General features: G+C 67.2%; 12 protein-coding genes. All 12 read left to right on the top strand.

The features are described 5' to 3' along the window. The first annotated feature begins 171 nt into the window (after positions 1-171). The 12 genes from NDI54_RS16705 to NDI54_RS16760 are packed head-to-tail and all read left to right on the top strand — an operon-like array spanning position 172 to position 11,560. Positions 172-747 (top strand): hypothetical protein, encoded by a 576-nt coding sequence (locus NDI54_RS16705; protein ID WP_310897577.1) that lies wholly within the window; start codon positions 172-174, stop codon positions 745-747. After that, positions 744-1,397 (top strand): QcrA and Rieske domain-containing protein, encoded by a 654-nt coding sequence (locus NDI54_RS16710; RefSeq protein WP_310897578.1) that lies wholly within the window; start codon positions 744-746, stop codon positions 1,395-1,397. Before NDI54_RS16705 ends, NDI54_RS16710 begins: the two co-directional genes overlap by 4 nt. Further along, the gene (locus NDI54_RS16715) at positions 1,397-2,791 is read left to right on the top strand and encodes a cytochrome b (protein WP_310897579.1); all 1,395 of its coding nucleotides are present in this window, start codon (positions 1,397-1,399) and stop codon (positions 2,789-2,791) included. Before NDI54_RS16710 ends, NDI54_RS16715 begins: the two co-directional genes overlap by 1 nt. Continuing rightward, positions 2,788-2,970: a hypothetical protein gene (locus tag NDI54_RS16720; protein ID WP_310897580.1), complete on the top strand. Its 183-nt coding sequence runs from the start codon at positions 2,788-2,790 to the stop codon at positions 2,968-2,970. The genes NDI54_RS16715 and NDI54_RS16720 overlap by 4 nt, the downstream gene beginning before the upstream one ends. Next, positions 2,963-5,821: a nitrate reductase subunit alpha gene (locus NDI54_RS16725; protein WP_310897581.1), complete on the top strand. Its 2,859-nt coding sequence runs from the start codon at positions 2,963-2,965 to the stop codon at positions 5,819-5,821. Before NDI54_RS16720 ends, NDI54_RS16725 begins: the two co-directional genes overlap by 8 nt. Next, positions 5,818-6,894: a nitrate reductase subunit beta gene (gene narH / locus NDI54_RS16730; protein WP_310897582.1), complete on the top strand. Its 1,077-nt coding sequence runs from the start codon at positions 5,818-5,820 to the stop codon at positions 6,892-6,894. Before NDI54_RS16725 ends, narH begins: the two co-directional genes overlap by 4 nt. Further along, complete coding sequence (locus NDI54_RS16735) at positions 6,887-7,114, top strand: hypothetical protein (protein WP_310897583.1); 228 nt, start codon at positions 6,887-6,889, stop codon at positions 7,112-7,114. Before narH ends, NDI54_RS16735 begins: the two co-directional genes overlap by 8 nt. Beyond that, positions 7,107-7,940 carry an ethylbenzene dehydrogenase-related protein gene (locus NDI54_RS16740; RefSeq protein ID WP_310897584.1) on the top strand — a complete coding sequence of 278 codons (834 nt, stop codon included), beginning with the start codon at positions 7,107-7,109 and terminating at the stop codon, positions 7,938-7,940. Before NDI54_RS16735 ends, NDI54_RS16740 begins: the two co-directional genes overlap by 8 nt. Continuing rightward, positions 7,940-8,620, top strand: coding sequence for a molecular chaperone TorD family protein (locus NDI54_RS16745; protein ID WP_310897585.1), 681 nt, complete (start codon positions 7,940-7,942; stop codon positions 8,618-8,620). Before NDI54_RS16740 ends, NDI54_RS16745 begins: the two co-directional genes overlap by 1 nt. After that, positions 8,617-9,471: a phosphate ABC transporter permease gene (locus NDI54_RS16750; RefSeq protein WP_310897586.1), complete on the top strand. Its 855-nt coding sequence runs from the start codon at positions 8,617-8,619 to the stop codon at positions 9,469-9,471. Before NDI54_RS16745 ends, NDI54_RS16750 begins: the two co-directional genes overlap by 4 nt. Continuing rightward, complete coding sequence (locus tag NDI54_RS16755; RefSeq protein WP_310897587.1) at positions 9,468-10,319, top strand: HEAT repeat domain-containing protein; 852 nt, start codon at positions 9,468-9,470, stop codon at positions 10,317-10,319. Before NDI54_RS16750 ends, NDI54_RS16755 begins: the two co-directional genes overlap by 4 nt. Positions 10,320-10,321: 2 nt before the next feature. Further along, positions 10,322-11,560: a P-loop NTPase gene (locus tag NDI54_RS16760; protein WP_310897588.1), complete on the top strand. Its 1,239-nt coding sequence runs from the start codon at positions 10,322-10,324 to the stop codon at positions 11,558-11,560. Positions 11,561-11,647: the final 87 nt, after the last annotated feature.

Below are 11,647 nucleotides of genomic sequence, written 5' to 3' on the forward strand. Positions count from 1 at the left end.
ATGACTCGGCTCGCATAAGAAGGTCAATGCGAACATGTTCGCATAAAAAACCGCCATATAATGGGCCTAAGATGTCGGGCTGGCAGTTCATCGGGGTCCTGGGACAAACCCCGAACACAGCGACGTGGCGCAGCCGTTTGAATCGCTCACGAACCGAGATGACACAAGATTATGAGACGCAACACGATACTCATCGGTCTGTTGATAACAGCGGTGTTGCTGCCGATGTGGTACGTCGCCATGCACGGCGAGCCCCCATCGGAAGAGATCGCTATCGACGAGAGCGTCAGCGACATCCGGCCACTAGATGGTCCGGTAGAGACGCCGAACAAGCTGTCGCCGAGCCAGGTCGGCGTCATCGTCTGGGTCGCCCTGTTCGGCCTCGTGGGCGTGCTGACGGCCGCCCACCAGTTCATGAACAGAGCGGTTCGACCGCCGGATGACGCCGAGCCGGTCACCGACGGCGGCACCGTCTCGCTGCCGTGGCTCGACACGGAGAACCGCTGGGTCGTCGAGTACCACGACGCCTCGGACGCAATCGAAGGACTCGTCGCCATGAGCGGGCTGACGGTCCTGTCTATCGTCTTCGCGGCGTTGTTCACCGGCGAGTACCTCACGCTCGCCCGAACCCAGTACTTCGGGCTGTACGCGACCGGGATGTTCCTCTCGCTCGCACTTTCGACGGTCGCGTACTACGCCTGGTTCATGCCACACGTCGAAGTCGCCGAATTCAGGGGGCACGAATGATCGAGTATCCGAAACCCGACGACGACGAGGAACAGGGCGACGACTGCTCGTGTGACCAGGGCACCGGTACGTCACCGACGCTGTACGGCGACGCCCGTGCGGAACTCCGCCGTCGGGACTTCGCGAAGTTCCTCGCGACCGTCGGCGGCCTGACCGCTGTGGCCAGCCTCGCCGCGCCGCTCGCCAGCACCACGCAGGTGTTCGAGCGGGGGTACAGCGGACCGGTGTACTCAGACGGCATCCACCTCGTCGACAGCGAGGGCGAGCGCATCACCGAGAGTCGACTCTCGGAAGGCGAGCACATAACTGTCTTCCCGGAGCCCCGCCCCGGCATCGAGGACGCGCCGACGCTGCTGGTGCGCTACGGCGAATCCGACTACGGCAGCGACATCGCAGAGGGGTTCACCGTCAGCGGCTACGCCGCGTTCTCGAAGGTGTGTACCCACGCGGGCTGTATGGTCTCCGACAGGGAGGATGACCTGGTGGTCTGTCCCTGTCACTTCGGGAAATTCAACGTCCTGGAAGGGGCGGCGGTCAGTGGCGGTCCGCCGGGGCGCCCGCTCCCACAGCTTCCGATCACGGTGACCAGCGACGGATTCCTCGTTGCTACCGGTGATTTCGAGGGGCCAGTCGGCCCCGGAGGTGGATAATGTCCCGCGCGAAAGCCGTCTACGACTGGTTCGACACGCGCCTCGATCTGGAGAACGGCCAGAAGTTCCTCGGCAAGGCGTTCCCGGCCGAGGACTCGTTCTTGCTGGGCGAGGTGGCGCTGTTCTGTTTCCTCCTGCTCGTCCTGTCGGGGATTTTCCTCGGGTTCTTCTTCGAACCCTCGACCTCCGACGTTGAGTACGAGGGGAGCGTCCAGAAGTTCCAGGGCGAAGAGATGCCCGAGGCGTTCGTCTCGGTGTTGCACATCACCTACGACGTGCCCTTCGGGATGTTCATCCGCCGGCTCCACCACTGGGCGGCCCACCTCTTTGTCGCCTCCATCGGGTTGCACATGTTACGGGTGTTTTTCACCGGTGCGTACCGCAACCCGCGGGAGCCAAACTGGATCGTCGGCACGGGCCTGGCGGCCCTTTCGATGGGGGCGGCCTACACCGGGTACGCCCTGCCGTTCGACGAGTTCGCCGCCACGGCAACGAGCATCGGTTACAACCTCACGATATCCATCCCGCTGGCAGGTGATTTCCTCGGCCAAGTGGTGTTCGGGGGTGAGTTCCCCAGCAGTGCCACCATCCCGCGGCTGTACTTCCTGCACGTCCTCGTGATACCGGCGGCCATCGCTGTGGGCCTGGCCGTCCACATGGCCATTCTCATCCGGCAGAAACACACCGAGGCCCCACGCGAGGGTGACGTGACCGAGGGCCGCCAGGCCGTCGATGAGGACGACGACGACATCATCATCGGCCTGCCGGCGTTCCCGAACCAGGCCGCGGTCTCGGCCGTCGTGTTCTTCGTCACGGCGGCGACGCTGTCAGCGCTTGCGGGCCTGCTCCCGGTCCACAACGTCGCCGAGTACGGCCCGAACGACCCCGCGTCCACGCCGGCGCTCATCATGCCGGACTGGTTCTTGATGTGGGTGTATGGCTTCCTGAAGCTCCTGCCACAGATCAGCTTCAACGTCGGTCCCGCCCACATCAACGGGGAGTTCGTCGGTGGTATCGTCCTGCCGGGCCTGGTGTTTGCCGCGGTCGCCGCCTGGCCGTTCATCGACCGGACGGAGCCGACCCACTTCACCGCTGATCCGCTGGACCGGGCCTGGCAGACCGGCGTCGGCGTGGCCGCCGTCGCGTTCATCATGATCGCCTCGATTGCGGGCATGAACAACATCCTCGCCGATCAGGTGCTGGGAACGACGACGAACGTGGTCAACCCCATCCTGACCGCCGCGTTGCTCGTCGTCCCACCCGTCTTCGGCGGCATCACGTACCTGCTGTTGCGCGACGGCGAACCGACGCCGTCACAAGAAGGTGACGTGGCCGCCGATGGCGGCTCCGTCGGCGATGAAACGGAGACCACCGAGTCGGAGGGAGACGGATGACTTCGAGCGTCACACTCACCGAGCGACAGTATCGCCTGCTGGATACGACGAGCAAGCTGGTCGGCCTCGGGCTGGTCGCCGCCGGCCTCGAGGTCGGCGGGAGCACGCCCGCCGGCATCGTGCTGGCCGTGGCCGGCGCTGCCTGCGCGACTGCGACTGTGTTCATCACCAATGAGTAGAAACGACCTGACAGACGACGAGGCGGACAGTGCTGGAATCAGTCGCCGCGACTTCGTTCGCGGCCTCGGAGCGGCGTCGCTGCTGGGCGCGACGGGGCTGTCCTTCGCCGACAACGGCATGGACGGTCTGGAGGCCGTCGACGATCCCATCGGCAACTACCCCTACCGGGACTGGGAGGACCTCTACCGGGACGAGTGGGACTGGGACTCCGTCGCCCGCTCGACCCACAGCGTCAACTGTACCGGCTCCTGCTCGTGGAACGTCTACGTCAAGGACGGCCAGGTCTGGCGCGAGGAACAGGCCGGCGACTATCCGACGTTCGACGAGAGCCTCCCCGACCCGAACCCACGCGGGTGCCAGAAGGGGGCCTGCTACACGGACTACGTCAACGCCGACCAGCGCGTCCTCCATCCGCTCCGTCGCACCGGCGACCGCGGCGAGGGCCAGTGGGAGCGGATTAGCTGGGACGAGGCGCTGACCGAAATCGCCGACCACGTCATCGACGAGGTACAGGCGGGCCGCTACGACGCTATCTCGGGCTTTACGCCCATTCCGGCGATGTCGCCGGTCTCCTTCGCCAGCGGCAGCCGGCTGGTCAATCTGCTGGGCGGCGTCTCGCATAGCTTCTACGACTGGTACTCGGACCTGCCACCGGGCCAGCCGATCACCTGGGGCACCCAGACCGACAACGCCGAATCCGCCGACTGGCACAACTCGGACTACATCATCGCCTGGGGATCGAACATCAACGTCACGCGCATCCCCGACGCGAAGTACTTCCTCGACGCGGGCTACGAAGGCGCAAAGCGGGTCGGCATCTTCACCGACTACTCCCAGACGGCCATCCACACTGACGAATGGCTCTCACCGCACGGCGGCAGCGACACCGCGCTCGCGCTGGGCATGGCCCAGACCATCGTCGATGAAGGACTGGTTGACGAGGAGCATCTCAAAGAGCAGACGGACATGCCGCTGCTCGTCCGGGAGGACACCGGGAAGTTCCTCCGAGCCAGCGAGGTCGGCCTCGCCGAGGACGCCGACGACCCCGAGAAGGTGTTCGTCATGGTCGACGCCGACGGCACCCTCCGCCGTGCGCCCGGTTCGCTCGGGGAGCGGGACGGCCAGAACGACCACTCGGTGAGCATCGAACTCGACTTCGACCCGCAGCTATCGGTCGAGCGCAGCGTCGACACCGACGAGGGCAGCGTCGCAGTCCGGTCGGTCTGGGAGAACCTCACCGACGAACTCAGCCAGTACACGCCGGAAGTCGTCCACGAGGAGACCGGGGTCGGCGAGAACACCTACCAGCGGGTCGCCCGCGAGTTCGCCGAGGCCGACGCCGCCAAGATCATCCACGGCAAGGGCGTCAACGACTGGTATCACAACGACCTCGGCAACCGCGCCATCCAGTTGCTCGTGACGCTGACGGGCAATCTCGGCGACCCCGGCACCGGGCTGGACCACTACGTCGGCCAGGAGAAGATCTGGTCGTTCCACGGCTGGCAGGTGCTCTCGTTCCCGACCGGGAACGTCCGGGGCGTGCCAACGACGCTGTGGACGTACTTCCACGCCGGCATCCTCGACAACACGGACCCGGACACCGCTGAGAAGATCCGTGAGTCAATCGACAAGGGATGGATGCCGGTCTATCCCGAGGAGCGCGAGGACGGGAACCGACCGGATCCCTCCACGATGTTCGTCTGGCGCGGGAACTACTTCAACCAGGCCAAGGGCAACGTCGCCCTCGAAGAACAGCTCTGGCCCAAGCTCGACCTCGTCGTCGACATCAACTTCCGGATGGACTCGACGGCGATGTACTCCGACATCGTCCTGCCGGCGGCCAGCCACTACGAGAAGTACGACCTCTCGGAGACGGACATGCACACCTACGTGCATCCGTTCACGCCGGCCGTCGAGCCGCTCGGGGAGGCCAAGACCGACTGGGAGATATTCCGCCTGCTCGCCGAGAAGATACAGGAGCGCGCCCGGGAACGCAGTGTCGAGCCGGTCGAGGACCGGAAGTTCGACCGGACTATCGACCTCACGACCATCTACGACGACTACGTCCGCGACTGGGAAACCGGCGAGGAGGAAGGGCTGGTCGAGGACAGAGCCGCCGCGGAGTTCATCCTCGAACACTCGGAGGAGACCAACCCCGAGGACAGCGACGAGCAGATCACTTTCGACGATATCGACGAACAGCCACAGCGGTTCCTCACTGCGGGCGACCACTGGAGTTCGGACATCAAGGACGGCGAGGCCTACGTTCCGTGGCAGGACTACGTCCACGACAAGAACCCCTGGCCGACCTTCACCGGCCGCCAGCAGTACTACATCGACCACGACTGGTATCTCGAACTCGGCGAGGAACTCCCGACTCACAAGGAGGGGCCGGAGGACACCGGCGGCGACTACCCGCTGTCGTACAACACGCCCCACGGTCGCTGGTCCATCCACTCGACGTGGCGCGACGACACCAAGATGCTCAGGCTCCAGCGCGGCGAACCCGTGGTGTACATCAATCCGGAGGACGCCGCAGAACGGGGCATCGAGGACGGCGACACAGTCGAGGTGTACAACGACCTCGGGGCCGTCGAGGTACAGGCGAAGATCTACCCCTCCAGCGAACCGGGGACGCTCCGGCATTTCTTCTCCTGGGAGAAGTTCCAGTACCCCGACCGGGACAACTTCAACACGCTCGTCCCGATGTACATGAAGCCGACCCAGCTTGTGCAGTACCCGGAAGACACCGGGGAACACCTGTACTTCTTCCCGAACTACTGGGGGCCGACAGGGGTCAACAGCGACGTGCGCGTGGACGTGCGGCCCACTGGAGGTGACACCGAATGAGTACCGACCAACAGGACGACCAGGGAGAGGAGGACACGCTGGTCAACGTCGCCGACGGCGTCGACCACCAGGTCGCGATGGTGATGGACCTGAACAAATGTATCGGCTGCCAGACGTGTACCATCGCCTGCAAGAACCTCTGGACGGAGGACGGCGGCAGCGAGTACATGTACTGGAACAACGTCGAGACCAAACCCGGCGAGGGCTACCCGCGGGGCTGGGAGGACTCCGGCGGTGGCTGGGAGTCCGGCGAGCACTCCGACCGCGCGCCGGGTGAGATTCCCGACGAGGAGGACTACGGCCGCGCCTGGGAGTTCAACCACGAGGAAATCATGTACGAGGGCAGCGACGAGCCGCTGCGGCCCCGCGAAGGCGCGGAGTGGGGGCCGAACTGGGACGAGGACCAGGGGGCCGGCGAGTACCCCAACAGCTACTACTTCTACCTCCCGCGCATCTGCAACCACTGCACCCACCCCTCCTGTGTCGAGGCCTGCCCGCGCTCGGCGCTGTACAAGCGCCAGGAGGACGGCATCGTCCTCGTCGACCAGGAGCGCTGTCGGGGCTACCGCTACTGCGTCGAGGGCTGTCCCTACAAGAAGGTGTACTACAACACCGTTTCGAAGAAATCGGAGAAGTGCATCTTCTGTTACCCCCGCATCGAGGGGGAAGGCCCCGAGGGGGAGACGTTCGCACCGGCCTGCGCCGAGGAGTGTCCGCCACAGCTCCGGCTGGTCGGCTTCCTCGACGACGAGGAGGGGCCGATCCACAAGCTCGTCAACGAGTACGAGGTGGCCCTGCCGCTCCATCCGGAGTTCCGCACGCAGCCCAACGTCTACTACATTCCGCCCTTTGCGCCCGGCCAGCACACGGAGGACGGGGAGACGGTCGACATCGACCGCATCCCGCGGCAGTACCTCCGGAACCTGTTCGGCGACGGCGTCGACGAGGCACTCGACACCATCGACGCCCACCGACAACGCGTTCGACAGGGTGGAGAGAGCGAACTGATGGAACTGCTCCAGGACAAGAACCCGGCCAAACAGTACCGGCTGGAGGTCTTCGACGATGAGTGAGCACCGCGAACGAACGTCGAGCTCGGAAGACCAGCGGTCTTCCGGCGTTCGAACGAGCGAGCGTAGTGAGCGAGTTCGAATCCGCTGGCGAATACGCCAGCGGTGTTCGACGATGAGTAGCGAGCCGCGTAGCGGCTCGGAAACGCGAGCGGGCGATACCCGCGAGCGGCCCCAGTTGGCCACATCCGAGCTCGCTCTGGGGGTGGTCGACGATGGCTGACCACCGACGCACGCTCGCACTCACGGCGGTGCTTTCGGCGCTCGTCCTCGTCTCGGCGGTGGCCGCGCCGATGGCGAGCGCCCGGCCAGCGCACGAGATTCCAGTGAGAGACGTATCGGACGCCAACCTCGCCGGACCGACCGCCGACGGCTGGGCGGAAGTCCCGGCCTCGGACGTGCCGCTTGCGAGCGCCCCAAGTAGCGTCCCGAACGCCGACGACACGTCCATCGAGACGGTCGACGTGCAGGCAGCCCGGACGGACCAGCGGCTGTACGTCCGCCTCCAGTGGCAGGACGCGACCCGTGACATGAACGCCAACGCCACGCGGCAGTTCGCCGACGCCGTGGCGGTCCAGTTCCCCATCAACACGAGTTCCCGGCCGCCGATAGCGATGGGCGGCCCTGACAACCGCGTCAACGTCTGGTACTGGAGCGGGTCGACCGGGACCCAGGAACTGCTGGCCGGCGGCGCTGGCTCGACCACGCCGTTCCAGAACCCCAGCGTGCAGGCGAACGCGACTCACAGCGGCACGGGCGGGAACGCCACCTGGACGGTGGTCTACTCGCGACAGCTCGAATCGCCGAGCGAGAACCGGACCGACCTGCGGACCGACGGCGACCTCGACGTGGCCTTCGCCGTCTGGAACGGCTCCAACGGCGAGCGGTCCGGCCAGAAAGCCGTCAGCGAGTGGCACTACTACCCGTTCAGTGGTGGCCCGGAAGGGCCGCCCTACGAGACGCTGCTGTGGACCGTCGCCGGCATCGCCATCGTCGCGGTGGTCGGCGTCACCAGCTTCGGCATCTACCGCACGCGGGGGGCTGAGTGATGGCGACGACGCCAACTGACCCGATGGACGACATCGACGAGGACGCGGCCGCCCGCGGCGCGGTGTACGCGACGCTCGCCAAAGCGTTCGAGTACCCCGAGGAGTCGTTCCACAGCGCGGCGGCCGATGGGACGCTCGAAGCCGATGTGAGAGCGTGTCTCGACCGGACGACCTTCGACGTGGCAGTCCCGTCGCTGACCACCGACGACGACTACGAGACGCTCGCGGCCCGCTACAACGACATCTTCGAACTCGGTTACAGCGAGTACACGGACCGGACCGACGGCTCCTTGGAGGCGGAGGGGCCGCCGGTCCCGCTGTACGAGTCCAAATACCGGCCGGACCACTCCTGGAACGACGTGAACCTCGACCTCTCGCGGGCCTACAGCCACTACGGCCTGGAAATCGACCAGGACGAGCGGGACAACCACGACGCCCTGACCTACGAACTGGAGTTCGCGGGCTACCTGGCCCGCCGGGAAGCCGCCGTCGGCGAGGACGCCGCAATCGCTCGGCTCGACTTCCACGACCGCCATCTCGGCCACGCGGCCGCCGGCGTGGCGGACAGACTGGCCGACGAACCCGGGACAGACATCTACGGCGGCTTCGGCGAACTGCTTGAGGCGTTCGTCCGGGCCGACCGCAACGACCTCGCAGAACGGTTGGAGGACCAGCGATGACGGCGGCGTTACAGCAACGGGTCAGGCCGCTGCTGACAGTGGGGGGCCACTCGCCCGAGGACCTTGCGGTCGGCGCTGCGGCTGTCGCGGTGGCCGCCCGCTATCTCGCCGTCATGTTCGTCAACGCGCCGGGGTACGGCGGCGTCCCAGTCTCGCCCGGCCTGGCGACGGTCGTGTCCACGGCCGTCGTCGCGTCCGCCGCTATCGTCGTCGCCGTCACTGACGCCGACCCGCTCACCGGCATCGGGCTGCTGTTCGTCGGTGTGTTCGGCCTGCTGTCGCTGGTCAGTAGCGCGGCGGCGCTGCCGGCGGCCGTCGCAATCGTCCTCGGGACGGCGACCGTCGCAGCCGTCGCAGGACGCGATCTTGACCTCGTCTCGGCCGCCGCGGTCGCCCTGCTCGTCGCGGCGCTGAGCGTCGGGCTGGCCAGCGGCGTCGGCGGCTGGACGGGGCTCCGACTGGTCGCCTCGACCGTCGCGCTGCTGGGAATCGCCTCGACACCGGCCTTCGCGGCGACGGACTGGCGTTCGTTGTGGACGGCGGACTGGGGCGCGGTCCTGGGCGGCGTCGCGGCCTTCGCCGTCGTCCTCGCCGTCGGTCGCGCCGTCCCCTTTGTCACCGGCGCGGTCACGCTCACCGGGACCGGCGTCATCGGGACGAGCCTGCCGGTCGTCGCGCTGGCTGTCGCCGGCGCGGTGACGACCGCGAGCGCCGCGAGTCGAACCCGACGCTGGGCGCTGCTCGCCGGCGTCGCGCTCGTCGCGTTCGCGGGCGTCCCAGCCACACTCCCACGGGCGCTGCCGTTCGCGCTCGGCATCGCCGCGCTCACCGCACAGGAGGGCCAGCCATGACTGGCTGTCACGACGACGACGAGTTCGAGAAGCACCTCGAAGAGGACCCAGATCCACAGCTTGACCCCGAGCGCAGTCCGGGGCTGCACACCGACATCGAAGCGCTGGAAGACATCGAGGTGAGCCGGGAGGACGTGACTATCGGCGAGGCCACACCTGAAGAACTGGCCGCCAGCGACACCGAGCCCGTCGAGGACGACGCGGTGGCGTCGCTATTGTCGGATATCGAACACGGCGAAAAGACCGACCGACGGCGCGCCGCCCTCGAACTGAAAGACCGCGCGACCACGGACGAGATCGTGGCGGCGCTGGCCCGCGCCGCGACGACCGACGACGACAGCGACGTGCGCCAGTTCGCCGTCGAGGCGCTGACGGCCCACGGCGGCGAGCGGGCAGCAGCGGTGGCGGTGGAACTGCTCGACGACCCCGATCCGTGGGTCCGGGCCGAAGCCGTCGTCACGCTCGACAACGTCGACCGCGAGGCCCACGAGGACGACATCGAAGACGCCGTTCACGACGACCACCACGCCGTCCGGCGCAACGCGGCCATTTCGCTGTTCAAGCTCCGCGGCGAGGCGATGGCCGACCTGCTGTTAGAGCAGAGCCACGATGACAGCGAGCGGGTCCGCGAGTGGGCCGCTCACATGCTGGGCGGCGTCGACGAGGACCGCGCCCGCGAGCGGCTCCGCGAGCTCACCGACGACCCCGCTACCGTGGTCCGCCAGACCGCCGAGCGGTCCCTCGAAGCGGACCCCGGACGGTTCCGCCGACAGTTCGGTGGCGCGCTGGAGAACGACGCCCGACTACTGCCCGGCGAAGACAGACTCAATCGGATGCCCGACCTCTGACGATGACTGACGGAACGCCCACCACACTGACCGACCGCATCGAAGCCGCACTGCGAGACGTGCGCGACCCGAACGCCGACCTCTCCGTGTTCGACGCGGGCTTCGTCGAGAACATCGACGCGGCCGACGGCGAGGTGACCATCGAGGCCGACCTGACCGCCCTGGACGGCCAGACGAGCACGCAGGTCGTCCAGGCGATGCTGCACGCGGTCGACGACGTGGACGGCGTCGAGAGCGTCCACGTCGAGCGGACGACCCCCTCCAGCGAGGGCGACGGCGGGGTCGAGTCGTTCGACCACGTTATCGCCGTCGCCAGCGCCAAGGGCGGCGTCGGCAAGTCGACGGTCGCCACGCATCTCGCCTGTGCGCTGGCCGCCGACAGCGACGTGGCGCTGTTCGACGCCGACATCCACGGGCCGAACGTCCCCGAACTGCTTGACGTGAGCGGGCCGGTCCACTCCAGCGAGGCGGGCGACCCGCTCCCGGTCCGGGCGGGCGACATGGACGTGATGAGCGTCGGCCTGATGGAAAGCGGCGCACCGCTGGCCTGGCGCGGCGCGATGGCCCACGACGCGCTTGAGGACCTTTTCGAGAACACTGCCTGGCGAAACGACGAGACGCTGGTGCTCGACCTGCCGCCGGGGACGGGCGACGTGGTGCTGACGACGCTGCAGGAGGTCCCCGTTGACGGCGTCGTGGTCGTGACGACGCCGTTTCACGCGAGCGTCAGCGACACCAGCCGGACGGTGGAACTGTTCCGGGACAACGACGTGCCGGTGCTGGGGACCGTCGTCAACATGGCCGAGTACGTCTGTGACTGCTGTGGCGAGCCGAACGACCTGTTCACCGGCGACGCGTTGGCGGACCTCGATGCCGAGGTGCTGGCCGAACTCCCGTTCTCACAGGACCTCCAGGGGACGCCAGCGCCCGGCGACGTGCCCGCTTCGGTCGCCGATTTGGGCGCTGCCGTCGAATCAGCCCTCGACACCGCTGGCGAAGTGACGGTCGACCCAACCGTCGACATCCGCGGCCTGCCGCCACAGGAGCGCAAGGACCGGGTCCGCGAGCGGTTCACTGCGCTGGACAGCGGCGAGTCGTTCGTCCTTGTCAGCGACCGCGATCCGACGCCGGTCGGGCAGTTCCTGGGCCGGCTCGCCGAGGCGCCACGGGAAGCTTTCGACCCGTTCGAGGTCCGGCGAGAGACGCCCGATGCGTGGGTGCTGGAGACGGTGAAGCCCTGACGCGAAACGGGCGCCGGATACACCTTCTCTGGTCTCATGATGGTACGGGTGCCCGCAGGACCTCCTCCGTGCGGGCGCGACTGAAAG

The sequence above is a fragment of the Haloarcula terrestris genome (genome assembly GCF_031624315.1).
GTDB lineage: Archaea > Halobacteriota > Halobacteria > Halobacteriales > Haloarculaceae > Haloarcula > Haloarcula terrestris.